This window comes from Rhizobium subbaraonis (assembly GCF_900220975.1).
Taxonomy (GTDB): Bacteria; Pseudomonadota; Alphaproteobacteria; order Rhizobiales; family Rhizobiaceae; genus Mycoplana; species Mycoplana subbaraonis.
This window is the reverse complement of the sequence record NZ_OBQD01000013.1, coordinates 58,360-82,774: the sequence shown is the minus strand read 5'-3', so window position 1 is coordinate 82,774 and position 24,415 is coordinate 58,360. Positions and strand designations below refer to the sequence as shown.

28 protein-coding genes are annotated in these 24,415 nt (G+C 62.5%); 14 read left to right on the top strand and 14 right to left on the bottom strand.

All coding sequences use genetic code 11. The annotated features are described in order from the left end of the window. Positions 1-54: 54 nt before the first annotated feature. Together CRO48_RS19950 and CRO48_RS19945 are read right to left on the bottom strand one after the other, a co-directional pair. Positions 55-1,815, bottom strand: a complete 1,761-nt coding sequence (locus CRO48_RS19950; protein ID WP_097141725.1) for a peptidoglycan D,D-transpeptidase FtsI family protein — start codon at positions 1,813-1,815, stop codon at positions 55-57. A gap of 198 nt (positions 1,816-2,013) precedes the next feature. After that, positions 2,014-2,214, bottom strand: a complete 201-nt coding sequence (locus CRO48_RS19945) for a hypothetical protein (protein WP_097141632.1) — start codon at positions 2,212-2,214, stop codon at positions 2,014-2,016. 380 nt (positions 2,215-2,594) lie between these two features. Here CRO48_RS19945 and CRO48_RS19940 point away from each other — a divergent pair, with 380 nt between their 5' ends. Genes CRO48_RS19940 through CRO48_RS32920 form a run of 3 tightly spaced genes read left to right on the top strand, consistent with a single transcriptional unit; the run spans position 2,595 to position 5,120 of the window. Continuing rightward, on the top strand, positions 2,595-4,013 hold the full coding sequence (locus CRO48_RS19940) for a cytochrome ubiquinol oxidase subunit I (RefSeq protein WP_097141631.1): 1,419 nt from the start codon (positions 2,595-2,597) through the stop codon (positions 4,011-4,013). After that, complete coding sequence (cydB, locus tag CRO48_RS19935; RefSeq protein ID WP_097141630.1) at positions 4,003-5,007, top strand: cytochrome d ubiquinol oxidase subunit II; 1,005 nt, start codon at positions 4,003-4,005, stop codon at positions 5,005-5,007. The genes CRO48_RS19940 and cydB overlap by 11 nt, the downstream gene beginning before the upstream one ends. After that, positions 5,007-5,120, top strand: coding sequence for a leucine-rich single-pass membrane protein 1 (locus tag CRO48_RS32920; RefSeq protein ID WP_245423581.1), 114 nt, complete (start codon positions 5,007-5,009; stop codon positions 5,118-5,120). The genes cydB and CRO48_RS32920 overlap by 1 nt, the downstream gene beginning before the upstream one ends. 42 nt (positions 5,121-5,162) lie before the next feature. Here the strand turns inward: CRO48_RS32920 and CRO48_RS19930 are convergent, their stop codons facing one another. Continuing rightward, positions 5,163-6,215: a flavin-containing monooxygenase gene (locus tag CRO48_RS19930; protein WP_097141629.1), complete on the bottom strand. Its 1,053-nt coding sequence runs from the start codon at positions 6,213-6,215 to the stop codon at positions 5,163-5,165. Then, positions 6,215-6,841, bottom strand: a complete 627-nt coding sequence (locus CRO48_RS19925) for a L,D-transpeptidase (RefSeq protein WP_097141724.1) — start codon at positions 6,839-6,841, stop codon at positions 6,215-6,217. Before CRO48_RS19925 ends, CRO48_RS19930 begins: the two co-directional genes overlap by 1 nt. 266 nt (positions 6,842-7,107) lie before the next feature. On the opposite strand from CRO48_RS19925, the gene CRO48_RS33390 reads away from it, so the two are divergent. The 8 genes from CRO48_RS33390 (at position 7,108) to CRO48_RS19890 (ending at position 14,329) form a co-directional block, all read left to right on the top strand. Then, positions 7,108-8,142 carry a DsbA family protein gene (locus CRO48_RS33390; protein WP_342588284.1) on the top strand — a complete coding sequence of 345 codons (1,035 nt, stop codon included), beginning with the start codon at positions 7,108-7,110 and terminating at the stop codon, positions 8,140-8,142. Continuing rightward, positions 8,139-9,011 carry a peptidylprolyl isomerase gene (locus tag CRO48_RS19915; protein WP_097141627.1) on the top strand — a complete coding sequence of 291 codons (873 nt, stop codon included), beginning with the start codon at positions 8,139-8,141 and terminating at the stop codon, positions 9,009-9,011. Before CRO48_RS33390 ends, CRO48_RS19915 begins: the two co-directional genes overlap by 4 nt. Before the next feature lie 70 nt (positions 9,012-9,081). Then, entirely contained in the window at positions 9,082-10,125 is a 1,044-nt protein-coding gene (locus tag CRO48_RS19910; RefSeq protein ID WP_097141626.1) for a L,D-transpeptidase family protein, read from the top strand. After that, a complete protein-coding gene (locus tag CRO48_RS32285) occupies positions 10,118-10,294 on the top strand; it encodes a hypothetical protein (protein ID WP_176526824.1) in 177 nt (58 codons plus the stop codon). Before CRO48_RS19910 ends, CRO48_RS32285 begins: the two co-directional genes overlap by 8 nt. 26 nt (positions 10,295-10,320) lie before the next feature. Further along, positions 10,321-11,007, top strand: a complete 687-nt coding sequence (locus CRO48_RS19905) for a L,D-transpeptidase (protein WP_097141625.1) — start codon at positions 10,321-10,323, stop codon at positions 11,005-11,007. A gap of 92 nt (positions 11,008-11,099) precedes the next feature. Further along, on the top strand, positions 11,100-12,425 hold the full coding sequence (locus CRO48_RS19900) for an Nramp family divalent metal transporter (RefSeq protein ID WP_097141624.1): 1,326 nt from the start codon (positions 11,100-11,102) through the stop codon (positions 12,423-12,425). A gap of 230 nt (positions 12,426-12,655) precedes the next feature. Further along, entirely contained in the window at positions 12,656-12,937 is a 282-nt protein-coding gene (locus CRO48_RS19895) for a metal-sensing transcriptional repressor (protein WP_097141623.1), read from the top strand. A gap of 57 nt (positions 12,938-12,994) precedes the next feature. Continuing rightward, a complete protein-coding gene (locus tag CRO48_RS19890; protein ID WP_097141622.1) occupies positions 12,995-14,329 on the top strand; it encodes an MFS transporter in 1,335 nt (444 codons plus the stop codon). Positions 14,330-14,610: 281 nt separating this feature from the next. Here CRO48_RS19890 and CRO48_RS19885 read toward each other — a convergent pair whose 3' ends face one another. The 9 genes from CRO48_RS19885 to CRO48_RS19845 are packed head-to-tail and all read right to left on the bottom strand — an operon-like array spanning position 14,611 to position 22,246. Then, positions 14,611-17,490 (bottom strand): conjugative transfer ATPase, encoded by a 2,880-nt coding sequence (locus tag CRO48_RS19885; protein ID WP_097141621.1) that lies wholly within the window; start codon positions 17,488-17,490, stop codon positions 14,611-14,613. Beyond that, positions 17,490-17,924: a TIGR03751 family conjugal transfer lipoprotein gene (locus CRO48_RS19880; protein WP_097141620.1), complete on the bottom strand. Its 435-nt coding sequence runs from the start codon at positions 17,922-17,924 to the stop codon at positions 17,490-17,492. The genes CRO48_RS19885 and CRO48_RS19880 overlap by 1 nt, the downstream gene beginning before the upstream one ends. Beyond that, a complete protein-coding gene (locus CRO48_RS19875) occupies positions 17,905-19,308 on the bottom strand; it encodes a TIGR03752 family integrating conjugative element protein (protein ID WP_097141619.1) in 1,404 nt (467 codons plus the stop codon). Before CRO48_RS19875 ends, CRO48_RS19880 begins: the two co-directional genes overlap by 20 nt. Beyond that, complete coding sequence (locus CRO48_RS19870; RefSeq protein WP_097141618.1) at positions 19,298-20,179, bottom strand: TIGR03749 family integrating conjugative element protein; 882 nt, start codon at positions 20,177-20,179, stop codon at positions 19,298-19,300. The genes CRO48_RS19875 and CRO48_RS19870 overlap by 11 nt, the downstream gene beginning before the upstream one ends. Beyond that, on the bottom strand, positions 20,176-20,868 hold the full coding sequence (locus tag CRO48_RS19865; RefSeq protein WP_097141617.1) for a PFL_4703 family integrating conjugative element protein: 693 nt from the start codon (positions 20,866-20,868) through the stop codon (positions 20,176-20,178). Before CRO48_RS19865 ends, CRO48_RS19870 begins: the two co-directional genes overlap by 4 nt. Then, on the bottom strand, positions 20,865-21,260 hold the full coding sequence (locus CRO48_RS19860; RefSeq protein ID WP_097141616.1) for a TIGR03750 family conjugal transfer protein: 396 nt from the start codon (positions 21,258-21,260) through the stop codon (positions 20,865-20,867). Before CRO48_RS19860 ends, CRO48_RS19865 begins: the two co-directional genes overlap by 4 nt. Positions 21,261-21,272: 12 nt before the next feature. Beyond that, positions 21,273-21,638 carry a TIGR03745 family integrating conjugative element membrane protein gene (locus CRO48_RS19855; RefSeq protein WP_097141615.1) on the bottom strand — a complete coding sequence of 122 codons (366 nt, stop codon included), beginning with the start codon at positions 21,636-21,638 and terminating at the stop codon, positions 21,273-21,275. A gap of 21 nt (positions 21,639-21,659) precedes the next feature. Beyond that, the gene (locus tag CRO48_RS19850; RefSeq protein WP_097141614.1) at positions 21,660-21,893 is read right to left on the bottom strand and encodes a TIGR03758 family integrating conjugative element protein; all 234 of its coding nucleotides are present in this window, start codon (positions 21,891-21,893) and stop codon (positions 21,660-21,662) included. Further along, on the bottom strand, positions 21,890-22,246 hold the full coding sequence (locus CRO48_RS19845; RefSeq protein ID WP_097141613.1) for an integrative conjugative element protein, RAQPRD family: 357 nt from the start codon (positions 22,244-22,246) through the stop codon (positions 21,890-21,892). Before CRO48_RS19845 ends, CRO48_RS19850 begins: the two co-directional genes overlap by 4 nt. Positions 22,247-22,424: 178 nt before the next feature. On the opposite strand from CRO48_RS19845, the gene CRO48_RS19840 reads away from it, so the two are divergent. The 3 genes from CRO48_RS19840 (at position 22,425) to CRO48_RS19830 (ending at position 23,778) form a co-directional block, all read left to right on the top strand. Further along, entirely contained in the window at positions 22,425-22,664 is a 240-nt protein-coding gene (locus tag CRO48_RS19840; protein WP_097141612.1) for an AbrB/MazE/SpoVT family DNA-binding domain-containing protein, read from the top strand. Beyond that, positions 22,661-23,062 (top strand): PIN domain-containing protein, encoded by a 402-nt coding sequence (locus CRO48_RS19835; RefSeq protein ID WP_097141611.1) that lies wholly within the window; start codon positions 22,661-22,663, stop codon positions 23,060-23,062. The genes CRO48_RS19840 and CRO48_RS19835 overlap by 4 nt, the downstream gene beginning before the upstream one ends. 356 nt (positions 23,063-23,418) lie before the next feature. Then, positions 23,419-23,778, top strand: a complete 360-nt coding sequence (locus tag CRO48_RS19830) for a DUF6283 family protein (protein WP_097141610.1) — start codon at positions 23,419-23,421, stop codon at positions 23,776-23,778. A gap of 26 nt (positions 23,779-23,804) precedes the next feature. On the opposite strand, the gene CRO48_RS19825 is transcribed toward CRO48_RS19830, so the two are convergent. After that, positions 23,805-24,242, bottom strand: coding sequence for a hypothetical protein (locus CRO48_RS19825; RefSeq protein WP_176526823.1), 438 nt, complete (start codon positions 24,240-24,242; stop codon positions 23,805-23,807). Between the last annotated feature and the right edge of the window lie 173 nt (positions 24,243-24,415).

Here is a 24,415-nt window from a genome sequence, read left to right as displayed (position 1 = left end):
TTAATAAGCCGTTGATGCTCGTTTTGTTCGGCCGATCGTGCATTGGTCGTCAGACTAGTAGTCGATGAGCCGTGTTTCTATGGTGGGATCATCGAAATGTGGTTTAACGCCCAGAAGCGGTGCGACACGGCTGAGGATCGCCTTTATCATCGGCGCGGCGGTGGAGGCGGCGGTGCGCCCGCCATTCTCGCCGGTGCGCGGGGCATCGATGATGGACAGGACGATGTAGCGCGGCTTGTCCATGGGGAAGGCGGCGACGAAGGCGTTGAAGTTGATGTTCCTGGCATAGCGCCCGTCGATCACCTTGTCGGCCGTGCCGGTCTTGCCGCCGATGTGAAAGCCCTCGACCTGCGCATTCCGGCCCGAGCCCCTCTGGCCGTTCCAATCGTAGAGATAGCGCATGTCGGCGCTCGTCTCGTCCTTGAGGACGCGCGTCGCGAGCGACTGCGCCGCCTCCTTCGTGCGCGGAAGGAAGGTCGGCGGGATGAGGTAGCCGCCGTTCATCAGCGCGGCGGCGGCGACGGCGGTCTGCAGGGGCGTCGTCGCCACGCCATGGCCGAAGGAGATCGTGACGGAATTGATCTTCTTCCAGGCCCGCGGCTGGGTGGGCGTCGCGACGCCGGGCATTTCCGTCTCCAGTTTCGAGAGCAGGCCGAGCCGCGTGAGGAACTGCCGGTGGCCGTCGATGCCGACCATGTCGGCCACCGCGGCGGTGCCGATATTGGAGGAATACTGGAACACTTCCGGAATGGAGAGCGGGCGGTTCTTGCCCTTGAAATCCCGGATGGTGAAGCCGCCCATGCGGATGGGGCGGGAGGCGTCGACGACGGAGCCGAGCGTGATCTTGCCCTCGTCCAGCCCCATGGCGAGCGTGAAGCTCTTGAAGGTCGAGCCCATCTCGAAGGTCGCGTTGCTGATGCGGTTGAACCAGCCCTTCTCATATTCCTTGTCGACGCTGCCGTCGGCAAGGCGCCGGGACGGCTCGTTCGGGTCGTAGTCGGGAACCGAGGCCATGGCGAGCACCTCGCCGGTCTCCGCGTCGAGGATCACGGCGCCGGCCGCTTCCGCCTCGTAATCGGCCATCGCCTTGGCGACGACGTCGCGCACGATGTTCTGGACGCGCAGGTCGATGGAGAGCTTCACCGGTTCGAGCCGCGTGTCGTTGGTAAGGCCGGCGGCGCGCAGGTCCGCCAGGCCCTGCTGGTCGAGATAGCGCTCCATGCCGGCCAGCCCCTGGTTGTCGACATTGACATGGCCGACGATATGGGCGGCGGTGGCGCCGCCGGGATAGAAGCGCCGCTTTTCCGGCCGGAAGCCGATGCCGGGCAGGCCGAGCGCCAGGATATCGGCCTGCTGCTTGGGCGTCAGCTGCCGGCGCAGCCATTGGAAGGCGCTGTCGGAGCGCAGCTTGCGGTGCGTCTCGCGCCAGTCGAGGTTCGGCACGACCAGCGCCAGCTTCTCCACCACCTCGTCGGCATCGATGATGCGGCGCGGCTCGGCATAGAGCGAGACCGTGTTGAGGTCCGTCGCCAGCAGCAGGCCGTTGCGGTCGACGAGATTGGGGCGGGAGGCGACGGCATGCGCGCCGGTGTCGATCGAGGCGGATTGCAGCGGCTCGGAGATGCCGTACTGGACGAGGCGCGCGCCCAGCGTGAGATAGGCCATGAAGAAGATTCCGATCAGGATGGCGAGACGCCTGCGCGCCTGTTTGCGGCGGCAGGCATTGGTGCCGATGAACGCTCCGCTATCAGCGCGCGTGCCGCGCATTGTTGTGATGTGGGCTAGACTTTGACGTCGGAAGACGAAAGAGATCATGTTGACGACACCCAAGCCTAACCCGGCAAAAACTCATCTTCACCGTTCACGATTGCGAGGATGCGTTTTTAATGGCTTGAAGCCAAGGAAAGCGTCAGTGAAGCGTGGCATTCGATTAAAGTTGCATTAATATACAGTTAAGTTGTTGTTTATTCGATTCATTTATGAGCCTTAGCATATGTATGCAACAATATGAGTTTAGTGCGCTTGCCGAAACCAGAGAAAAGCCTCCACACCAATCGCTAGGCCGAGAATGATTGGTGTGGTCACGCCGAAGATCGCTTCGGTCATGTTGTGACCACCGAGATTGCATGCCACGGCGAAGACAAGTTTGACGGCCCCATAGGCGAGGAAGGAAAATAGTCCGATCCACCAGGCGGCCTTCAGTGTTTTGCGCATGGGACCCTCCTGACGCGGATCTAGCGCGGAGGATTGTAAAAGGACAATCACACCTTCTTGTCCCGGCGGTGAACTTGGTTGAACGTGGAAGAGCGCGGTTTTGGTCTTCGCGTCGAGATTGCAGCGTCCCGCGCCGGAAGGGAAGCTGCTTCTGCTCTGTCGATACTCCGCGTCCGGCAGGATTTTGCGACTCCGTCGGCAAGATTGAGAACGTGCCGAGAGATCCATTGTTGGTGAGCGAAATGCCACACGCGCTTGATTGTCGCGCTGCGGCAACATGGGCAGATTTGTAGAATTGACCTTTGCCTATTCTGAAACGCATTCTTTTGCGTGACCGCAGCCAGCAGTCATCCCCAGCAGCTTCAGAAAGGACGTGGCCGATGTTCGAGACACTGGACGCAACCCTTCTCGCCCGGTTCCAGTTCGCCTTCACGGTCTCCTTCCACATCGTGTTCCCGGCCTTCTCCATCGGGCTGGCGAGCTATCTCGCCGTGTTGGAAGGGTTGTGGCTGTGGACGAAGGATGAGGTCTATCTCGCGCTCTTCAATTTCTGGAAGACGATCTTTGCGCTCGCCTTCGGCATGGGCGTCGTGTCCGGCATCGTCATGTCTTACCAGTTCGGCACCAACTGGAGCGTCTTCTCCGACAAGGCGGGGCCGGTCATCGGCCCGCTGATGGGCTACGAGGTGCTGACGGCCTTTTTCCTGGAGGCCGGCTTCCTCGGCGTCATGCTGTTCGGCCTCAAGCGCGTCGGGCCGAAGCTGCATTTCTTCGCGACGCTGATGGTGGCCGTCGGCACGCTGATCTCGGCCACTTGGATCCTTGCCGTGAATTCCTGGATGCAGACACCGGCAGGTTTCGCCGTCAACGAGGTAGGTCAGTACGTTCCAACCGACTGGTGGGCGGTGATCTTCAACCCGTCCTTCCCTTACCGGCTCGTGCATATGGTGCTCGCCGCCTATCTCACCACCGCCTTCGTGGTCGGGGCGGTCGGCGCCTATCATCTCCTGCGCGGCGATGCGCCGAAGCGCGCGAAAAAGATGTTCTCCATGGCCATGTGGATGGCCGCGATCGTCGCGCCGATCCAGATCTTCGCCGGCGACATGCACGGCCTCAACACGCTGGAGCACCAGCCAGCCAAGGTCATGGCGATGGAGGGGCACTACCAGAGTCATCCCGACGGCGCGCCGCTCATCCTCTTCGGCATTCCGAATTCGGCAGAACAGCGCGTCGACTACGCCATCGAGATCCCGAAACTGTCGAGCCTCATCCTGAAGCATGACCTTAATGCGCCGCTGGCCGGGCTCGATACGGTGCCGAAGGAGCTGCATCCGCCGGTCGGCATCGTCTTCTGGTCCTTCCGCATCATGGTCGCCATCGGCTTTGCCATGCTGGGCATCGGGCTCTGGTCGCTGTGGTGTCGGTGGCGCGGGACGCTCGGCGAGAACCGCTGGCTGCATCGCACCGCGGTCCTGATGGGGCCTGCCGGCTTCGTTGCCGTGCTTGCCGGCTGGGTGACGACGGAGGTTGGCCGCCAGCCCTATACGATCTACGGGCACCTTCTGACGGCTGAATCGATTTCGCCTGTCGACGCACCGGCCGTAGCCACGTCGCTCGTCGCGTTCATCGTTGTCTACTTCCTCGTCTTCGGCGCCGGAACCTTCTACATTCTACGCCTGATGGGCCGCCTGCCGCGCGATCCGATGCCGGACCTGCAAGGCGGTCCGATCCGCTCCGCGGGGATCACGCCAGCCCCCGCCGTTGCCAGCAAGTCCGGGAGCTACCACCATGGAATTTGACCTTCCGTTCATCTGGGCGGCCGTCATCGCCTTCGCGGTGCTCGCCTATGTCATTCTCGACGGTTTCGATCTCGGCGTCGGCATTCTCTTCCCCTTCTTCAAGGAGAAGCACGACCGCGACGTCATGATGAATTCCGTGGCGCCCGTCTGGGACGGCAACGAGACCTGGCTGGTGCTGGGCGGTGGCGGTCTCCTCGCCGTCTTCCCGCTTGCCTACGCGACTATTCTGCCCGCGCTATATATTCCGCTCACCGCCATGCTGCTCGGCCTCATCTTTCGTGGCGTCGCCTTCGAATACCGTTGGCGCACGAAGCGCGGCGAGTTTCTCTGGGACATCTCCTTTGCCGGTGGGTCCATGGTCGCCGCCTTCTCGCAAGGGGTGGCGCTTGGTGCGCTGGTTCAGGGCATTCCGGTAGAAAACCGCGCCTATACCGGCGGCTGGTGGGATTGGCTGACGCCATTTTCGGTCGCGACCGGTCTTGCGCTTCTCATCGGCTATGCGTTGCTCGGTGCGACCTGGCTCGTCATGAAGACTTCCGGCCCGTTGTCTGAACGCGCTCGCGCGCTGGCCATGCGCTCCGGTGTCGGCACACTCGCGTCCATGGGCGTCTTCAGCCTGTGGACCCCCTTCCTTGAGCCCGCCTATCTTGACCGCTGGTTCGGCTGGCCGACCATCGCCTTCAGCCTCATCGTGCCCGCGCTGCTCCTCGCCTGCTTCTTTCTTCTAATCCAGGGCTTGCGCACAGGTCATGACACGCGGCCGTTTGCGGCTTCACTCGGCCTCTTTGTGCTTGGCTTTGCCGGTATCGGCATCAGCTTCTATCCTTACATCGTACCGACCTCCGTCACTATTTGGGAGGCCGCCGCCCCAGACGAAAGCCTCAGCTTTCTGCTTGTCGGCGCGCTTGTACTGGTACCTATGATCCTTGCCTACACGGCATATGCCTATTGGGTCTTCCGCGGCAAAGTCGATCCGGAGGAGGGGTATCATTGATGGGTGACGGCGGCATCGGGCGCCGGTTTATCTGGTTCGTTGGGCTCTGGGTGGCTGGTGTCCTGACGATCACGCTTGTCGGCTTCGCCATAAAACTTGCGATTGGAACGTGACACAATATGCAGAGGTGTCAGGTATTGCCCCGGCCCGTTTCCCTAGCGGTTCTGTTGGCGCAAAATTTCCTGGACGATGAGATCGGCATCTGGGCCTGCGCCCATGACGAGCGCGGACGCACGGTTTCGCTGCCATGGCCGGCCGACGAAGTAGAGGCCAGGCACAGGGGAAATGCCGTTCCGATGTGAGAGCGCACCATCCGGTCCCACGGCCGAAGGAATATCGACCCAGGCCGTCTCATCGCGATAGCCGGTCGCCCAAACAACCGTCCGGACGCTGGCGGAACTGCCGTCGGAAAACTTGGCCGTCTCGCCTGAGGCAGCGACAAGGCGTGGCACAAGCCGGATACCCGCCTGCACCAGGTTTTCGTCGCCTTGCCCGCGGTCGGGAAAGGCGTCCGCTGCGCGCACCTTGCGGCCGATCCATGACTCCGACGAGGCTTTCAGGATACCCAGCAACTGGAGCCACCACCATATCGACTTCCCGAACAACCGTTCCGGGAGGAGTTTTCGAGTCTTGCCGCGGGAAAGCATGACAGGTTGCACGGTCCGGCATTCAAGCGCGATGTCACGGCCGCTTGCACCGTCTCCGACGACGAGGACCGGTCCATCGGGTAGTTCGGCAGGGTCATGATAGGACTGCGGCGTCAGTTGCTGAACCTCGGCGCTGAAGCCGGTAGAGATGGATGGAATTATCGGTTGCTGGAAGCCGCCGGTCGCGACAATCACTTCATTTGCTTCGATCTTCTTGCCCGAGTCCGTTTCTGCGAGAAAGCCTCCGTCCGCTCGCCACAAGCGCACGACCCGCGTTCCCGATTGTACCGGCAGGCTGAAGCGCGCGGCGTAGTCTTCAAGGTAGGTAGCAAACTCCTCGCCGCTCGGATACTGTTCACGGTTGCCGGCAAGCTGCAGACCGGGAAGGGCGCTGAACTGGCGTGGAGTGAACAGGGTCAACGAGGCGTAGCGGCTGCGCCAGCTGTCGCCGACGCGTGGATGAGCGTCGACGATCAGGAAAGGCAAGCCCGCCTTGCGCAGGTAATACCCTGCGGAAAGGCCAGCCTGGCCGGCTCCGATGACAAGCAACTGCCGCGTCATCACGATACCACCAAGACGCGTGTTCCCACTGGCACGCGCTCATAGAGGTCTTCGACATGGTCGTTGACCATCCGGATGCAACCGTTCGAAACGGCCTTGCCGATCGTCCACGGCTCGGTCGTACCGTGGATGCGATAGAGCGTGTCTCTGCCGTCTCGAAACAAGTAGAGGGCCCTGGAGCCCAACGGATTCTTCGGTCCGCCGGGAACTCCACCGGCATAGCGCGCATATTTCTTTGGGTCGCGCTTGATCATGTTGTCAGTTGGGCGCCAGCTCGGCCATTTTGCTTTCCGGCCGACGGTCGCCGAGCCGGCAAACGCCAGGCCCGCGCGGCCGACGCCCACGCCATAGCGGCGGGCAAAGCCTCCCTCCTCGACCAGATAGAGATAGCGGTCCTTCGGCACGACGATGATGGTTCCGGCTGGGTCCGGATAGGGTGAAGTCACCAACTGAGGCAGAAATCGCTCGTCGATATCGATCGTGCGCTTCTTGCCTTGCGCGAGGGCAAGTGCCGGTGCCGCGAGCACGGTAAAGGCGGCGAAACCGAAGGCCCGTCGATCCAGAAGCAGCGAGGCGATCGGCTCCGCCGATTTGGTGTTGTTGTCGGATTTCAAAAGGCGTCTCATGACAGTGATCCTTGCAGCGGGCAGGGCGCTCATTGGCCATCCGCGATCCGCGATGAAATGGGAATGGTTGCGCATGGGGCGAAAGGACGCTGGCGGCTTTGTCAGTGGCAGTCGCGCGACGCATCCTGGGTCGTCTGCTGGATTCAAGCCAAACGAGGAGGGGGCAGGACAAGTCGGATTGGACCCGGGAGCGGTATGTCCGCGGCACGGCCGGCGCGGACGTGGTGAACTTCTCCGGTCGCCGGCCAAAGCCATGCGACCATCCAATGGCAAGCCTCATGACAGGTGTCTGCTCGCGCCGGGTGGACAGGTGTCGCATCAACGGCGTCTATCGTGGGGAGGCTTGCAGTGATCTGCAACGGCTCGGGCAATGCGTGGCCGCGGGCCGCGGCCGAGTCAGCTGTGCTTATTCCGACGACCAGCGACATCAGGAAGACAATCATCAAACTCATGACAGCGTTGTGCATGCGTGTAACGCCCGGGTCGCTCTGGTCCTGAATACCAATCTCACGACATTGTGCTTAACAAGCGGTTATCTGAGCTTCATTTTCAGTCGGCTTCTCGCCAATCCTGATTTTTTAAAGAATGCGCGCTTCCGCGTACTTGCACCTCAAGCAGCTAGAGGTTTTATGATCATGCTCCCTCGATTTGGAGACGACATGTTCAGGCGGCAATTTTTGGCATCGACCGCGGCGGGTTTCACCTTGCTTGCTGCAAACCATGTTCTTGCACAGGAAAACACTGCTGGTGTGAAGCCTGATCTCATGCAGCCCGGCCCTTTGCCTGAATGGATTTTGGGACGGGACGATGCCCCTGTTACTGTTATCGAATATGCGTCGATGACGTGCGGCCACTGTGCCAACTTTCACCTGAACGTCTGGCCGGCCTTCAAGGCCGAGTTCATCGATACCGGCAAGGTCCGCTTCATTCTCCGCGAGTTTCCGTTCGATCCGCGCGCGACCGCCGCTTTCATGCTTTCCCGCTGCATGGGCGACGACAAATGGTATCCGACGGTCGATCTCCTTTTCCGAAATCAGCAGCGTTGGGCACGTGCGCAAGACGGGAAGCAGGGCTTTCTTTCGGTTCTGTCCATGACGGGCCTGAAGGAGGCAGATCTTGAGGCCTGCTTGAGCGATCAGGTCCTCCTCGACAAAGTCAATGCTGTCGCCGCGCGTGGCCAGGAACTCGGTGTTGATTCGACGCCGACCTTCTTCATAAACGGCGAGAAATACACTGGTGTCATGCCGATCGAGCAGTTGCGCTCCATTATCGAGCCGCTGGTTGCAGGAGCAGGGAAATGATTGTCAAGAGCATCATAAACAGCCTGTTTGCGGGGCTCATTCTAACGGCCGTTCCAGCCTTCGCTGAGGAACGGGCGGACCGGGTTGCGGCCCGCGTCGGGGATGCAGAGATTCTGGAATCCGACGTAACGTTCGCAACTCCGTTCCTCGGCGATCCCAATCCCGGAGCCACGCCAGAGGCCAGGAAATCGGCGGTCGTCGACGCGCTGATCGACCTCAAGGTAGTTTCGGATAAGGCAATCAAGGAAGGCATGGAGAACGACGAGACGTTCAAGCGGCAGATGGCGCTTCTCAAGCAGCAGGCGCTGCGCCAGGCGTATCTCGCTAAGGCTGCAGCGGCGGCCGTTACCGAAGATGCCCTACGCAAGGTGTATGATGAACGCGTGGCGGCGATGCCGGCTGTTGAAGAGGTTCGTGTCCGGCACATTCTCCTGAAGGATCGGCCCAGTGCCGAAGCGACACTCAAGGAAATCTCTGAGGGAAAGCCTTTCGATGAGGTGGCCAAAAAGGCTTCGCTGGACGAGGCGTCGAAGGAAAACGGCGGCGATCTCGGCTTTCTAACCACCGAGCAGTTCCCTTCGGAATTGGGAACAGCCATCATGACGATGAAGCCCGGCGAGCTTTCCTCGAGGCCCATTGAAACGCCCTTCGGCTTTCACGTCGTGAGGCTCGAAGAACGGCGCGAGCGTAAACCACCGGCGTTCGAAGCGGTCTCGGCGGAATTGCGCCGTAGCATGGAAGCCCAGGCGGCGCGCAAGATCATGGCCGACCTCAAGGCGGGTGCGCGTATCGAGAAGCTCGTTCCTGACGTCGCTATGCCCGAAGGATCGAATGACGGACACGAGCACGGCGCCGAGGGTGAGGAATAGCACGAGGCGCCGCCGCCTCTTTCTACTAATCCGCTCTGCTTGGCCTTGCATTCGTCTATCTCGGCATCTCATGCGTTCACGCCAGTCTCTACTACCAAGACTCCTTGCCATGTCCGTCATTGCGATTGGGCTATCGGGATGTGTCGCGATGGAGCTTGCCGAGCTCTCGGGCGAACCGCCAAAGCTTTCAGTTGCCGTAGTCACCGAACTGGGGAAGAAAGGCATGCGCCCGGAGGATCCGGTACTCGTGCGGATATTCAAGCAGGAGAGTGAGCTGGAGTTGTGGAAGGCGGATGCGTCCGGCCGCTACAAACTCTTCAAGACTTATCCGATGTGCCGCTGGTCTGGCAAACTCGGTCCAAAGACGAAAGAAGGCGATCGCCAGGCTCCGGAGGGCTTCTATCATGTCTCGGCCAGCATGCTGAATCCGAAGTCGCAATATTATGTTTCGTTCAATCTCGGCTATCCAAACCGTCTGGAGGCTGCGCTCGGCTATAGCGGCGAAGCGCTGATGGTCCACGGCGCGTGTTCCTCGTCGGGTTGTTACGCCATGACTGACCAGGGCGTCGGGGAAATTTATGCCATCGTGCAAAAAGCCCTGCAGAGTGGTCAGGATCGCTTTCAGGTTCAGGCCTATCCTTTCCGCATGACCGCCGAAAACTTCGGCAAGCATCGGAGCGATCCGAATATGTCATTCTGGCTGACCTTGAAGGAGGGTTACGACTACTTCGACCTCTCCAAGCGACAGCCGAAGGTCGCCGCCTGCGATCGCCGATATGTCTTCAACCGGGAGTTCGATGGCGGCGATCCGCGCAATCCGCTCACCGCGTGCCCGCCGGCGAAAAGCATTGCTTCGGCAGATCTTCAGGCCTTGGTCGCGGCCGAGCGTGGCAAGGTGGAGGCAGCGCTTTCCGTCGAAAAGTCGACGCCAGCGCTCGCTTATGTGGACGGTGGCATGCATTCGAGCTTTCGAACTCTCTTGAAGAAACAAGGAGCTTCCAAACTGGCCGAGGACATCTCGATCATAAAGTATCCGGTCAGTCGCCCGGAGGCAGCATTGGTCGACCCCTATTCGGGTAGGTCTGCTGTGATCAGTGAGCCGTCGAATGACTGATTCGGACGATATTCAGCAACGCGTTCGCAAGATTCGGCGGAAGAACTGGATAGTGCTTTTTGTTCTTTTGGGCTTCGCTGTGTCCGTCACCGCCTACAGCGCCCTCCACATCCGCAGCGAAATGAGAATGTCGGCGCCAGCAAGCGGCGCTGCAGCGATCGGGAAATGACCGGGCGTCCAAAAAAAGGGACAAGAATGCTTGAAGATAACACCACTGTCGCACGCCGCGGATTTCTTGCGGGCATACTTTCACTCACGCTGACTGCATGCTCCACGACGTCGACTCCCGCCACGCCCAGCGCAGCGCGGCGTCCGATGGGCCTGCCGAGTGAAGAAGACCTGGCCGCCCGTTACGCTGCAATGGAGGATGGTGACTATCAGCTACCGGCCGTCCCCTATCGGCAGATCGATCCGAAATTCTATCGCCAGCGCGTGCTCAACACGACGGGCGAGCCTGCCGGTACGGTGGTAGTCGATACGGGCTCGAAGTTCCTCTACGTCGTGGAGCCGGGTGGTACGGCCATGCGTTACGGCGTTGGCCTCGGCCGTGCGGGGTTTGCGTGGGAAGGGGAGGGTGTCATCCAGTGGCGCCAGAAGTGGCCGCGTTGGAAGCCGCCGGCGGAAATGATTGCGCGCCAACCCGAGCTAGCGAAATTCTCCGTCGAAAACGGCGGCCAGGAACCGGGACCGAACAATGCTCTCGGCGCGCGGGCCCTCTACATTTTCCAGAATGGAGAAGATACCCTCTATCGACTGCACGGCACCCGTGAGTGGGACTCCATTGGAAAGTCCGTCTCCTCCGGGTGCGTCCGGCTGATCAATCAGGAGGTCGTCGACCTCTATACCCGAGTACCTTCCAAGGCACGAATTGTCGTGCGGTAGCAGGTGTCCAGTCGTCACTTGATCTCTTGCGGTTCCGTGTAGCTTATGCGAATGATTTGCAATAGCATTCGCATAAGCTACACGGATCACCAATGGATACCCGTCGGGAAGGTTGGCTGCACGCAGGGGGGGAGGTGTCGCTGTCCGACGTCCATCGCTCCATTCCAGTTAAGAAGCATGCCTCGAAGCTTCGACGGGCGCTTGCCTTTTTCGGGCCAGGTTACCTCGTTGCTGTTGGCTACATGGATCCTGGAAATTGGGCGACATCGCTCGCAGGCGGATCCCGCTTCGGTTACACGCTGCTGGTGGTGGCGTTGGTCTCCAATATCATGGCAATCGTCCTGCAATCGCTGTGCGCTCGTCTCGCCGTTGCGTCAGGACGAGATCTCGCACAGGCTTGTCGAGATGCGTTTCCACGGCCAGTGGCCTTGGTGCTCTGGCTGCTGGCGGAAATCGCCATCATCGCCACCGACATTGCCGAAGTCATCGGCACGGCAATCGGGCTCAACCTGATTTTCGGGATTCCGCTCGAAATTGGTGTGATCATCACTGCGCTCGATGTCTTCCTGATCCTTTACTTGCAGCGCCTCGGATTCCGGTGGCTGGAAGCGTTCGTCATTGTCCTGCTCGGCGTGATCGCGGTCTGCTTTGCTATCCAGATAGGTCTGGCTGATCCAGATTGGGGCGATGTGATCCGCGGTTTCGCACCGACGATCGAGATCGTCACCAATCCGGATATGCTTTATCTAGCTTTGGGCATCCTTGGCGCGACGGTCATGCCGCACAACCTCTACCTACACTCCGCGATCGTCCAGACGCGCGCCTATGGCGAAACATTTGCTGAACGGCGTGAAGCACTTCGGTTCGCGACGATCGATTCCACGATGGCGCTGATGTTTGCGCTGCTGGTCAATGCCTCCATCCTCATCCTCGCGGCCGCAGCTTTCCATACAACTGGCAGGACGGAAATTGCGGAACTCGGCGAAGCGCACAACCTGCTCGCTCCCTTGCTGGGCATTGCAATAGCTCCGACATTATTCGGAGTCGCGCTGCTTTGTTGCGGCATCAACTCAACGGTAACTGCGACGCTTGCCGGCCAGGTCGTCATGGAGGGGTTCCTGCATATCCGCCTGGCGCCGTGGTTACGTCGTCTCATAACGCGCGGCATTGCGATCATACCTGCTGCGGGGGTTACCATCTTTTATGGGGACAGCGGGACAGCCCAGCTTTTGATCCTCACGCAGGTCGTGCTGAGTCTTCAATTGTCGTTTGCCGTGTTGCCACTCGTCCTGTTTACTGCGGATCGGCGGAAAATGGGTAAACTCGTCGCGCCACGCTGGCTGACGGCCTTCGCGTTTCTGATCGGCATCGTGATTGCCGGATTGAACGCCAAGTTGCTGCTCGACCTCATAGTTTGATCAAATCGTGTCGCTTCGAATTTTGAGTGAGACAAGCCACTCGTCATGATTTTCTCAAGAAGGGGGTTAGCAAGAATATCGTTCTCACCTATTCTCAAAATGCTGCGCTGCAGATCCCGACCGACATGCTTAACGAATACTCACCGAAATCTTAACACTTTGTTGTCCGGACGGAATCACGCCGAATCTCCGACCTTGCTATATCCTCTCCAGGAGGATAGCATTGATGCATGAGTGAATATCCACACATCCATGAAACCCATCGCGCGATCGTCAAGCGGCTCAAGCGTGCCCATGGCCATCTGAACGGGATCGTCGAAATGATCGAGGCGGGCAGGCCATGTCTCGATATCGCCCAGCAGCTTTATGCCGTCGAAAAAGCGATCGCGCAGGCCAAGAAGACGTTGATCCAGGATCACCTCGAGCATTGCCTTGAGGATGTCGTCGGGCCGCTTGGCAAGGAGCAGCGCCGCTCGATCGATGCGTTTAAGGAAATCACCAAGTATCTGTGACTGGGGCCCTGCCGACAGCATGGCTTGCGGGCGGCTGATTGAGCGAGAACCCATTTTATGTTGGACGTCCTCAAAAACCCTGCCTACCGCCATCTGTTCCTTGCTCAGGTCATCGCCCTGATCGGGACGGGTCTCGCAACCGTCGCTCTCGGATTGCTCGCCTACGATCTCGCCGGCGCCGATGCCGGCGTGGTGCTCGGCACGGCGCTCGCCATCAAGATGATCGCCTATCTCGGCGTTGCCCCGGTCGCGGCCGCCTTCGCCGAGCGCCTGCCGCGCCGCACCATGCTGGTCTGCCTCGATCTCGTGCGCGCGGCGGTCGCGATCCTGCTGCCCTTCGTCTCCGAGGTCTGGCAGGTCTATGTGCTGATCTTCGTCCTGCAATCGGCTTCGGTGGCCTTCACGCCGACCTTCCAGGCGTCGATTCCGGACGTGCTTCCGGATGAGAAGGAATATACCCGCGCGCTGTCGCTCTCTCGGCTTGCCTACGATCTCGAAAGTGTCGTCAGCCCGATGCTGGCGGCTGTGCTGCTGACGGTCATCAGCTTCCACAGCCTGTTTGCCGGAACGGTGGTCGGCTTTCTGGCATCGGCGGCTCTCGTGGTCTCGGTTGCGCTGCCAAGTCCGAAGGCCGCGGAATGGCGCGGCATCTACGACCGCACGACGCGCGGACTTCGAATCTATCTTGCAACCCCACGCCTGCGCGGCCTGCTGGCCCTCAATCTCGCGGTTGCGGCCGCGAGCGCCATGGTCATCGTCAACACCGTCGTTCTCGTGCAGGCGCAGTTCGGCCTCAGCCAGCGGGCGACGGCGCTCGCACTGGCGGCCTTCGGCGGCGGCTCCATGGTGGCGGCGCTTATCCTGCCACGCCTTCTTGACGACATGCCCGATCGCAAGGCGATGCTGGCGGGCGCCGGCATTCTCGTCGCCGGCCTCTTCGTCGGCTTCGCCGTCGCGAACTATGCTCTCCTATTGCCGGTCTGGTTTGCGCTCGGTCTCGGCTATTCGCTGGCCCAGACACCCTCGGGCCGCCTCCTGCGCCGCTCCTCGCACTTGGAGGACAGGCCGGCGCTCTTCGCGGCACAGTTCGCGCTCTCTCACGCCTGCTGGCTGATCACCTATCCGGCCGCCGGCTGGCTCGGCGCGAGGGTTGGTCTGCCCGTGACCTTCGCCGCGCTCGGCCTGCTTGCGGCGGTCGCGATGTTTGTCGCGATGCGACTCTGGCCTGCCGGGGATCCCGACGAAATCGAACACACGCACGAGGGCCTCGATGCGAGCCATCCGCATCTGTCGGGCGCGACACCGATGGGACAGGGGTATCGCCACAGCCACCCCTACGTCATCGACAGTTATCACGCGGAATGGCCGGCCGCGACTGAACGGTCCCGTTGAGACCGGGCGCACCATCATAGCTGAACTCGCAGTCTATCGCGGTCTGTTCCTCACCGCGCTGGCCGCCGTAACCGTCTTACCGATGCAGTCAGGAGGTCGGGCTTGTTCTTGCTGACGCCTGCTGCCGCAGAGGCTTGCGCCTATTATCGCAATCAGAGGGCCCTCGCGATTGGTCGTAGGCATGACCACCGCGATATCTTGTCCAGCACTAAGGCCCAGCAAAATCTAACTGCCATCCGACGTCACGAAAAAATGACTTCACCAGCGATGGATTTGTCCAGTCATGTCGATCTGTCTAGTTCACCGGAGACCGGGGCTTCTATGCCGCGTGCCTGGTCCATCCTCCCCGCAACTTTGAAGGCAGCGTCCAGTTCGCTGATGCCGTGTTCCTGCATCAGTTGGAACCGCTCGGCCTTCTCTTCGGGTTCGGTCATGGCGAGCGCCAGATAAAGGCTCGGCGGAACGGCTCGGAACAGCAGCTCCATCGAACGTGACAGGATCACGCCCTCGGTGAACTTGCCCGCCTCCTTGCGCGCCGAGAGCATCAGCGCCTTCTGCGAGGGATTGAGTTCGCGGAACCGGGCGATCTTCTCGACCTCGTCCGGCGGCATGGACAGGCAGATCCACCACTCGATCATATTGAGCATGGGCTCGGCCGCCCGCGGCAGGTCGTCGAGGTTCTGCGTCGCCAGCCAGTACCAGGCGCCGAGCTTGCGCCACATCTTGGTGATCTTCACCACATAAGGCGCAAGGAGCGGGTTCCTGGTGATGATGTGGCCTTCGTCGGTCACGTTGATGATCGGGCGGCCGAGATACTGGTCGCGCTCGGCGATGTTGTTGACCGTGTTGATCAGCGAGATGTAGGCGATGGAGAGCTGGGCGTTGTAGCCCTCGCGGGCGAAGGTCGCGAGGTCAACCACAGTGATGTCCGCTTCCGGCCAGGGCGTGCCGGGCCGGTCGAACATCTCGCCGTCGACACCCTGGCAGAACATGTCCATGGCGTCGGCCATTTCGAGGAGCCGCGCCCGGCGCATTTCCGGGACGGTGGTGTCGTGACCGCGTTCGCGCAGTGCATCGCGCACGTCGCGGGTCAGCACGGTTCGCTTCGCCGGCACACAGAGATGGGCGGCGTCGAGGATGCACTGGCGGATCAGGCTGCGGTCGGCGCGCGTCATGCGCGCCTCTTCCTTGTCCTCGCCGCCGGTGATCATCAGCCGGGCGGTGATCTCCAGTTCGCCCAGAACGTCGCGCTGCTCGTCGGCGGCGGAAGTGGGGTCTTCCTCCAGGTCTTCGTCCAGCGCATCGGCATCGAGCGTCTGAACCTTGCCGGGCGTGTCGACCAATCGCCAGGCGTCGGCGAAGGGGGCGAGGCTGACGCCCGCGCCGGGCGACAGCTTCACGCGATGCACGGTGAGGCCGAGCCGCGCCGCGAAGTCGGCGAACAGGCCGAAGGAATTTCCGGCCTCCACGATGAACAGCCGTGGCCGGTAGATGGCGGTGACCTGATTGAGGATATTGTTCAGCGTGGCCGACTTGCCCGAGCCGGTCGGACCGAACAGGAAGAGATGGGCGTTCATCTGCCTGTCGCGCCTGTTGAGCGGGTCGAAGGTGATGGTGCCGCCGCCGCGATTGAAGAATGTGATGCCGGGATGCCCCGTGCCCGGACTGCGCCCCCAGAAGGGCGAGAGATTGGCGGCATGCTGGGCGAACATCAGCTGCGTGTACCATTGCCGCCTGTCCTTCGTCGGGTCGTAAACGCAGGGAAGCCAGCGGAGATAAGCGTTGAGCGGGGCCACCTCGTCCTCCTCGCGCACCGGCTGAAGACCGGCATTGAGCAGCACGTTGCCGAGCTGAAGTCCACGCGCATCGAGGTCGGCGAGGTCGCGGCCGCGCAGGTAGAAAGCCAGCGCCCCGCGATAGAGCTTGTGCGACCCACCGATCAGGCCGCGCGCCTGATGAACGTCGCGCAGGGTCTGTTCCGAGGCCAACGTCTCGCCGACGGCTTTGCGCGCAAGCTGGTTAAGATGGGATTCGAGCGTGTCCTGTGGCGTGGCGACGAGGGTGAGGCACATTACCGTGTCCTCCGGCATCTGGTCCATCAGCGTGTTGATGGCGTCGCCGCCCTTGCGGGTCTCGCCGGTGACATGTCCGGCGGCGGGCGGCATGCGCAGGCGATCGATGACGATCGTCCGATGAGGCATACCGTCGAAGGACCAGACGCCGTTGTCGAGATCGGAGCGCGGCTGGTCGAAGAATAGCCGCTGGGCAAAATCGCTGCCGCTGGCAAGCTCGACCTCACCGGGCTCCGTTTCCTCGGGATAGGCGGCCAGGCGATAGAAGCGCTCCCGGTCCTCTGCGCCCGGCCCCAACATGGTCGGATGCGGATTGAACCAGCGGAGCAGCCAGGCATGGATATCGGCGGCGTCGAGACGGCGGGTCTTGATGCCGGCATTGGCAAGCCCGCCTATCAGCCGTTCACAGGTGATGTTTAGGGCCTGCTCGGGCGACAGGCCGCGGCGGACGGGACCGCGATCGACGCGCCGATAGACGACGAGCCGCACGCGCCGCGTCTGGCCGCGCCAGGGCAGGCGCGTGACGGTGGTGTCCTCGAACAGCCCGCCCGGCTTGGCGATCGCGCGCAGATGATGGCCGAGAAAGCGCAGGTAGAAATCGGAGAAGGCGGTGTCACGCGCTCGCGGCTGGATATAGTCTTCGAGGGAGGCGAGATAGTGGTTCCAGTCGGCCTCGTCCTGGACGTAGAGCTGCATCACCCATGGCGCCTCGTCCAGTTCGTCGAAACTATCCTGAAGCGCATTCTCGATGGCGTCGCGGGCATGGGCCAGCCAGCTTGCTTCACGCCCTTCAGTGCCGACCGGCGTGAGCTCGAAGAAAGCTGCGACGGAGGCGCCGTCCTCAAGCAGCATGGCTTTGGACTCGGGAAGATATTCCACCCACGGCAGGAGATCGGCGAAGGAGGGGGCGACGTCGTAGAGCTTCTGCTCGTCGGCGCGCGTCGCTGGCCTGCGGTAAGGGTCGCGCATACTGCCCGGTTCAGGGATCGCATTCATCGCCAACCCCATCACATGCCGGTCCCAGGCATCTTCGGGTCCGGTCTCAGGGGTATCGGCTGGATTGCTTCGGGCGGAGAACGGCCAGCGCATCAGTAGGTCTCCGTCCGCTCGCCGGGCATGGCATATTGCACACGCTGGTACAGCGGAAAGACCGTCGTATAGCCGGGGATCGGAGCAGGGTCGCTGCCGGTCAGGTGCGGGAAGACATACATGGCGAGGTCCGGGTTCGGCAGCCGATGGAACTGGCTGTAGATCTCGTTTTGCGCCATGCGGGTATAGCTCGCCGCCATCACCGGCGCGGCCTTGACGTCGGCTGCCGTCAGAGGGCGGCGCAGCGACTGGCGCGCATCGAGCAATTGCCGCGCGTTCTGTCCGGCCCGCGCCCCGCCGCCGGTCTCGTTGGTCCAGATGTCGAGCATGGTCTGGTCGTTGTGGGGCAGCAGCTTTTCCTTGCTGGTCGAGCAGCCGGCGAGCGCCAATACGACGGCGAGTGCCGCCGGGCTGTTAGTCCAGATCCTGCGCATGGGTGGTATCTCCGATACGATGATCGACCTTGCGACCCTTGGGGTCGTAGTCGATGGTGAGGGGCTGTTCGATGTGGACGGCGACCTTGGCACCCGGCCGGACATAGACGGCGGCGAAGGCCTGTCCGTAAAGCTTGTTCACCCAGGCCGACATGTCCTGGACGCCGCCGGCGAGGATGCGGCCCATGGCCTCGTTGCCGGAGATCCCCACCGTGCCGATCGAGCCGTCCCGGTTATTGACGACAGCGACGCTGCCATTGCCGGACTTGATGAGCGAGGCGGCGCCCGCGCCGGCGGCGGTGATCAGCGCCTGCGTCCCGAGATATTGCTGGGCGTTGCTGCGGCGCTCGCCGCTGACGCAGGGAATGCCATAGGGATCGCTGATCCAGCCGAGACCGTCCTGCGTACTGCTGTTGCCGTTACCATCGTTGCTGTGCTGGCGGTTGCCATTCCGTCCGCCGTCCTCGGGCACCGTGCGAATGGTCCCATCGTTGAACACGAACGTCACCGAGCGGATCTGCCCGCGCACGCAGGAGAGCGTCCAGTCGCCGGATGCCATGCCGCTGACGACCGCGCCGGCGACGTCGGGAATGTCGATGCCGTTGGCGGTGAGGTTGTCGGGGCCGATCAGCACCTTGAACGGGTAGGGGTCGTTGACCGTGCCATCGATGGGCACACGGCCGATCAGCGCCGTCATGGCGATCGATCCCATCAGGGTGGAGTTGGTCGGCACGGTATAGACAGGCTTCGCGCTCGGAGCGGTCGTCGTGCGGCTGTCTTCGGTGGAAGCCTCATCGCCACCGAGAAGACCCTGTGCCGGGCCGAACGAGGTTGGGAAGCTGAAACCGTCGCCGGCGACACCGCTGCGCTTCTCGCGGCGGGCATCGTCGGGTTCGACCCAACGCACGCCGTCGGCAATTTCGCCATCGAGGCCGAGACCGACTGGCAACTCTCCGTCCTTCAGGCCTTCGATGCGCCGCTGCAGGTCCTGGAGCATGCCCTGTGTGCGCTGCCGCTCGCCGGCCACCTGTTCGCGATCCTGCCGCATCAGATTGCGCTCGTTCTCCAGCGCGCTCTGGATGCGCCGGTCGATCGATCCCTCGCGGGCGCGCAGCCGCTCGTTCTCCGCTTTCTGCGTGCGATTGTCGCCGAGGGCGGTCTGGAGTTCGCCGCGGAGCTGACGAACCAGGCCGACGAGCGTGGCGACGGTATCGCGCGGGGTATCACCTTCAATGCCGAGCGCGCGTGCTTCTTCAGGTGTGAGCTGCGGACCGCCGTCCCCGGACGTCTGGCTCCCGCCACCGGAGAACAGCTTGAAGCCAACGAAGACGACGAGCAGCGCCATCGGGATCATCAGCCATTTGAGAAGACCGTTACTGCGCATGACGGCCTCCGTTCTTCCCGGCGTCGATCCGGCCGACGACAGGAAGCAGCGCCTCAGCCAGCCCATGGCCTTTGGTCACGAGATAGACGACGGTGGTGTCGTCCGGCGTGCCGGCCGGACCCAGCGCATCGTGCTGGAAGGTGCCGGTCGCGAAGTCGCCCTGCAGGTCGCGGGGGTCGAGCGTGATCCAGCGTTTCGACAGGTTGGTGAGGCGAACGGCGGTGACGCGGTAGTCGTCGAGCCGCCAGCCGCCTAGGGCCTGCGCGCGAACCGGCTGTGTCGGCATGAGGGAGCCGAGCGCGAGGTTGCGCCTGACGGTCGTGCGGGTGATGCCGGCGACCGGCTCAACGGTGCGGAGTGGCGCATAAAGGTTCTGGGCGGCATAGCGGGTCAGCACGACGGGGATCGGCGTTTCGCGGAGGGCGCGCGATGGTGTCGAGGAGCTCTCACCGGCGTCTTCGCCGGAAGCCGCCGACAGGTCGCCATAGCGGACCGGCGTCGTCTCGCCCTCTATGATCCGCACTGGCTCCAGCGGCGGCTGTTCTGCCTTCGCAGGCTCGGCGACAATATCGAGCAGGATCAGCGCGCCGGAATCGGCGTCCTGCAATTGCAGCCGGGTCGGCTCGATCGGTTCGCTGGCGCGCAGATAAATCGCGCCGGCGGCGCTCTGCACCCGCAGACGGCTGCCGACGGATGCGGGAACGCCGACACGGACATTGCGGTCGATGAACACGACGCGCTCCTGGCCGACCTGAAGCGGCACCGCGAGCGGCAGGCGCTCCCAGCGCAGGATCTCGATGGCGCTTGCCGGCGCGGCGAGGCCGGCGGTGAGGATGAGGGCGATCGGAATGCGGATGCGGGTGCGTTTCATCGGGAATCTCCGGAGGGGCCGTCGAACAGGCCGGAGGTCGGGTTGTCGGATTTCTGGGCGTCCGGGGGCGTGATGCGCTGCGGCATGTCGCTGTAGCAGTCGAGCATCAGGCCGAAGGGATTACGCTCGGGGTCGACGTCGGCGCGGACGACCTTGACCGTGTAGCGCACGAGTGCGCGCTTGACCTGTTCATCGGCAAAATACTCGTCGGCCGCCACGTCCATGGTGACGATCCAGTCGCGGTCGGACACCGTCTTCACCCGCAGCTTCGGGTCCTCGCCATAGCCGCGCCCCGGAATCTCGTAGATGCCGCGCACGCGCTGGCGCAGTTCCCCGACCGAGCGGCGGTAGTCGTAGTCGCGGGTCAGGAATGTCTGGCACGCCGGGGTGAGGTAGGATGACAGCGCACGGATGTTGCGCGAATAGTCTTCGTCGCCATTGGTCGGCCAGCGCTGGAGCTGCTGCCAGATATAGAAGGTGAAGGCATAGACGTTTTCCGGGGGGACCTCCCACCACTTGCGGGTGCTGCCCGAACGAAGATCCGGTGGCACATGAATGGTCAGATCCTTCGGTGCGCTCCACCAGCCCGCACCGAGCACGAGCGAGACCGCAAAGAGCGCGCCGGCGCCAAGCCGCAGGGTCCTGATGTGCGCCTGGAGATGCTGGACCTCATTCTTGAAGCGGCTCATCGCATCCTCCGCGTCGTCCAGTTGCCTGAGCGGGTGATCAGATCGGCGCCGCCGGCAAAAGGGGTGAGGGTGGGCAGATGCCGGGCGATCCACCACTGGATCTGCCGGTAAAGCCAGACGTCCGGCCGTCCACGCTTCTGGCGGCGCAGCACACCGCCGCCGACGAAGACGCCGGCGGCGATGGCGACCACGACTACCGTGGGGGCTACGGCGATCGAGGCGAAAAGAAACGAGAGCGGCGTGCCGACGACAAGGCCGGCGGCGCCGGAAACACCGGCGCAGACCCAGAGTTCGTCGGCGGTCAGGCCGCGAACGACGATCGGGTGACGGTTGAGCCGGTGCGGCAGGAACGCCACCGTTCCGTCCGACCGAATGTCCTGGTGTCCCATCATTCCCCAAAATCCTCAGAGAATGGTGGTGGCTTTGGTGAGCAACCAGATGCCGACGACGAGCAGGATGGCGCCGACGGCGATGGAGAGGCCGAACTGGCCCCAGGTGGCGCGGCCGGTATGGATCTCGGCATAGCGGGAATAGGCGTGGTAGCTGATGCCGATGAACATGGAGGCGACCACCAGCAACGCGATCAGCATCACCATGTCGTAGGAATAGTTGCGCAGCGTATCCATGATGCCAGAGCCGGTGCCGCGCGAGGGGTCTTCCAGCGTCGGAAGCCCCTGCGCATGCGAGATGGTCGGCAGCAGGGTCACGGCCGGAACCGAGAGTGGAACGGCGTGAACAACCCTGCGGAAATGACGGAGGAGTCGGGTCATGATGAAATGCCTTTCAATCGTTCAGGAGAGGAGGAAGAGGGTCAGGACGAGGTAGATCGCAGCGAAGCGCACCGCGACTGCGAGAAACTGACGCTGGGACAGCCTTTCGTCCGACCAGCCGACATAGGCGGTGCGCAGCGCCCACGCGCCCCAGAGGAGGAGGACGGCGAAGACGACACCGACCGCCACGATCGACACGGCGGATGGGGTGAAGCCGCCGTTCGCCTGGAAGGCGGAAAGTTGGTCGGCGTTCATTGGCCGGTCTCCGGGCGGGCTTCCCTGCTGTAGTCGCCGGTCAGGGCGGACGGGTCGCGCGGCTGGGCGCGGGGCGGGGCGAGGTAGTCGTTGACCCCATGGCGCAGGCGCTGCAGGTCCGCATTGAAGCGCCGGTAATCGAAGTGGTAGCGGGAGCGCGTCCGGGGCGACGCCGCGGCGGATTGCCGGGCGAGGCGATCGATCAGGTCGATCTGCCGGACGACGGCGGCGAGATGTTCACGCTCACGGCTGCCGTCGTTTGCCGCTGCCGGCGGGGCGAGGAGCGGGCCAACGAGAAGCGCCGCGGCGAGCGCTCGCCGCCATGCTGCGGCCGATGTGTAGGATTGCGCCATTGTCATTCCCCGGTGAAACGAATGGCGCGACACTGAGGCGGGGAAGGCTGAAGCGCCGCAAACAATCGGGAACGGGCCTCAACCTGTTTTCTGCCAGCGAAAAACCGGAGAGAGAGGCGCCTTGACAATCGGCGCGGAAATCTTACCTTTAGCCTTACTGAAAGTAAGGAATCATCCGATGCCGACCGCGACCATCACCTCGAAGGGCCAGATCACCATTCCGATGAAAGTGCGCAGCGACATGGGGCTTGCCGCCGGAGACCGGGTCGAGTTCGTGCGGATGGAGGATGGGCACTATGCGGTGGTACCTGCCTCGCACTCAATCAAGGCGCTGAAGGGGATCGTGCCGCGCCCCGTCAGGCCGGTCAGCCTCGAGGACATGCAGGCGGCTATCGCGGCTGGGGCGACCAGCCGGTGATCGGCGTCGATACCAATGTCCTTGTGCGCTATCTGGCCCAGGACGACGAAGCGCAATCGCCTGTCGCCTCGAAAATCATCGACGGCTTCACGCCGGACGCACCGGGATTTATCTCGCAGGTGGCGCTGGTGGAAACCGTCTGGGTGCTGACGCGGTCCTACAAAATGACGCGGGACGCCGTTGCCGATACGATCGAGACATTGTTGCGGGCGCGCGAACTGGTCGTCGAGGGCGCCGAGTCCGGCTATCTGGCGCTTGCAAGCTATCGCGCCACGAAGGCTGACTTTTCCGACGCGCTGATCGCCCATGGCGGCCGGCTGGCGGGATGTCGGGAAACGGTGACCTTCGACAAAGGCGCGGCAAGCGCGGCGGGCATGCGACTTCTCGGGGCGGATTGATGGACCGACGCGGAGCGCATCGCTGCAATTGACGTGCGCAATGTGCAAGGCTGGCTTGCGCACAGGGGCACTTCTCCAAGGCGGCGGCGATTGGCATACTCCTCCCATGACATTCGTACCTCCTCCCACGAACGTCATATCGCGACGGATCCACTCCTCCTCCCAGGATCGGTCGCAACGGATCGGCGGCACTCCTCCTCCCGGTTGCCGATCACAGTTTGAAAAGCCTGCCGCACCTCCTCCCGCGGCAGGCTTTTCTGTTTCCAGGTTCCGTTTGAATCTGGATGCCAGCGCCGTCGGATAGTATGAGGGGCATCGGCCGGCGAAGCCTGCAGGATGTTTGGAAAGGGATCGGGATGGGCTGGAAACTGAAGCGCGTGAAGCAGTGCGCGAAGTGTCCCTGGAAGGTCACGACGGACCCGCACGACATTCCGAACGGCTACAGCGAGGAACTGCATCGTGCCCTTGCCGGCACCATCGCCAAGCCGGGCAGCCTTTGCGACACCGGCCGCGCCATGGCCTGCCATGAGCATTCGCCAGGAGAGGAGGCCCATTGCGTCGGCTGGTTGATGCACCAGGTGGGACCGGGCAACAATATCCCGCTTCGGCTCAAGCTGCGGTCCTGCGAGAATCTCGACGCCGTCGTGCTCGACGGCCCGCAGCATGAGCGGTTTGAGGACACATTGCCGACGCGTAAACCGATTGCAGCAGAGTAACCCTCCGCTTGCGTCGCCGCCCGCGACTAACCGAACATCTCGCTCCCCGCAGCACGCATGTCGTCGATCAGTTTCAAAGCAAAGGCCTCACTCCGCTTGAAGGGCTTTTGGTGAGCGATGCCCGATTCGATGTCACCAAAGGCTCGCGAGCGGCTTGCGATAATCCAGGCACGAACCTGGGATCGCAGGTCTCCATCACCAAGAATGAATGCAGCGATGCATACCCATAGGAACTGCCGTCGCTCACGCGGGAAGGAAAAGTGCCTGGCGACGATCTCCGAATAGTCGCGAGCGCAAAGCAAGGTATTCGCCTGCCAGCGCGTTTCGCAGCCCTCGACAAAGAAATCCGTCACGGCGCCATATTGCGCCTGGGTCGGATAGACGCTCGGTTCGATGGTGGATGGGGGCATGGTCTGGCGGATCGCGAAGCGCTCGACAGTGCCTTCGCGGCCAAGGAAACGCACGATCTGCTGCCGGTTGCGTTTGACGGGGCGGTTCTTCCGCTCGGAGACAATTCCCGCCCGTCTCAGGTCTACTTCCCACGTCCGGGTGATGATTATGTCGAGCGAAGGTTGGCGTTTAGCCTGGGACATGGCACCTCTCCATCTGAGACAAGTGGTCAGTTGAAGGTTGATCG

Excerpts from the sequence above, each read along its gene's own strand:
- CRO48_RS19950 (WP_097141725.1), bottom strand. The coding sequence starts at position 1,815 with ATGATCTCTTTCGTCTTCCGACGTCAAAGTCTAGCCCACATCACAACA.
- CRO48_RS19945 (WP_097141632.1), bottom strand. The coding sequence starts at position 2,214 with ATGCGCAAAACACTGAAGGCCGCCTGGTGGATCGGACTATTTTCCTTC.
- CRO48_RS19940 (WP_097141631.1), top strand. The coding sequence starts at position 2,595 with ATGTTCGAGACACTGGACGCAACCCTTCTCGCCCGGTTCCAGTTCGCC.
- cydB (WP_097141630.1), top strand. The coding sequence starts at position 4,003 with ATGGAATTTGACCTTCCGTTCATCTGGGCGGCCGTCATCGCCTTCGCG.
- CRO48_RS32920 (WP_245423581.1), top strand. The coding sequence starts at position 5,007 with ATGGGTGACGGCGGCATCGGGCGCCGGTTTATCTGGTTCGTTGGGCTC.
- CRO48_RS19930 (WP_097141629.1), bottom strand. The coding sequence starts at position 6,215 with ATGACGCGGCAGTTGCTTGTCATCGGAGCCGGCCAGGCTGGCCTTTCC.
- CRO48_RS19925 (WP_097141724.1), bottom strand. The coding sequence starts at position 6,841 with ATGAGACGCCTTTTGAAATCCGACAACAACACCAAATCGGCGGAGCCG.
- CRO48_RS33390 (WP_342588284.1), top strand. The coding sequence starts at position 7,108 with ATGGCAAGCCTCATGACAGGTGTCTGCTCGCGCCGGGTGGACAGGTGT.
- CRO48_RS19915 (WP_097141627.1), top strand. The coding sequence starts at position 8,139 with ATGATTGTCAAGAGCATCATAAACAGCCTGTTTGCGGGGCTCATTCTA.
- CRO48_RS19910 (WP_097141626.1), top strand. The coding sequence starts at position 9,082 with ATGCGTTCACGCCAGTCTCTACTACCAAGACTCCTTGCCATGTCCGTC.
- CRO48_RS32285 (WP_176526824.1), top strand. The coding sequence starts at position 10,118 with ATGACTGATTCGGACGATATTCAGCAACGCGTTCGCAAGATTCGGCGG.
- CRO48_RS19905 (WP_097141625.1), top strand. The coding sequence starts at position 10,321 with ATGCTTGAAGATAACACCACTGTCGCACGCCGCGGATTTCTTGCGGGC.
- CRO48_RS19900 (WP_097141624.1), top strand. The coding sequence starts at position 11,100 with ATGGATACCCGTCGGGAAGGTTGGCTGCACGCAGGGGGGGAGGTGTCG.
- CRO48_RS19895 (WP_097141623.1), top strand. The coding sequence starts at position 12,656 with ATGAGTGAATATCCACACATCCATGAAACCCATCGCGCGATCGTCAAG.
- CRO48_RS19890 (WP_097141622.1), top strand. The coding sequence starts at position 12,995 with ATGTTGGACGTCCTCAAAAACCCTGCCTACCGCCATCTGTTCCTTGCT.
- CRO48_RS19885 (WP_097141621.1), bottom strand. The coding sequence starts at position 17,490 with ATGCGCTGGCCGTTCTCCGCCCGAAGCAATCCAGCCGATACCCCTGAG.
- CRO48_RS19880 (WP_097141620.1), bottom strand. The coding sequence starts at position 17,924 with ATGCGCAGGATCTGGACTAACAGCCCGGCGGCACTCGCCGTCGTATTG.
- CRO48_RS19875 (WP_097141619.1), bottom strand. The coding sequence starts at position 19,308 with ATGCGCAGTAACGGTCTTCTCAAATGGCTGATGATCCCGATGGCGCTG.
- CRO48_RS19870 (WP_097141618.1), bottom strand. The coding sequence starts at position 20,179 with ATGAAACGCACCCGCATCCGCATTCCGATCGCCCTCATCCTCACCGCC.
- CRO48_RS19865 (WP_097141617.1), bottom strand. The coding sequence starts at position 20,868 with ATGAGCCGCTTCAAGAATGAGGTCCAGCATCTCCAGGCGCACATCAGG.
- CRO48_RS19860 (WP_097141616.1), bottom strand. The coding sequence starts at position 21,260 with ATGATGGGACACCAGGACATTCGGTCGGACGGAACGGTGGCGTTCCTG.
- CRO48_RS19855 (WP_097141615.1), bottom strand. The coding sequence starts at position 21,638 with ATGACCCGACTCCTCCGTCATTTCCGCAGGGTTGTTCACGCCGTTCCA.
- CRO48_RS19850 (WP_097141614.1), bottom strand. The coding sequence starts at position 21,893 with ATGAACGCCGACCAACTTTCCGCCTTCCAGGCGAACGGCGGCTTCACC.
- CRO48_RS19845 (WP_097141613.1), bottom strand. The coding sequence starts at position 22,246 with ATGGCGCAATCCTACACATCGGCCGCAGCATGGCGGCGAGCGCTCGCC.
- CRO48_RS19840 (WP_097141612.1), top strand. The coding sequence starts at position 22,425 with ATGCCGACCGCGACCATCACCTCGAAGGGCCAGATCACCATTCCGATG.
- CRO48_RS19830 (WP_097141610.1), top strand. The coding sequence starts at position 23,419 with ATGGGCTGGAAACTGAAGCGCGTGAAGCAGTGCGCGAAGTGTCCCTGG.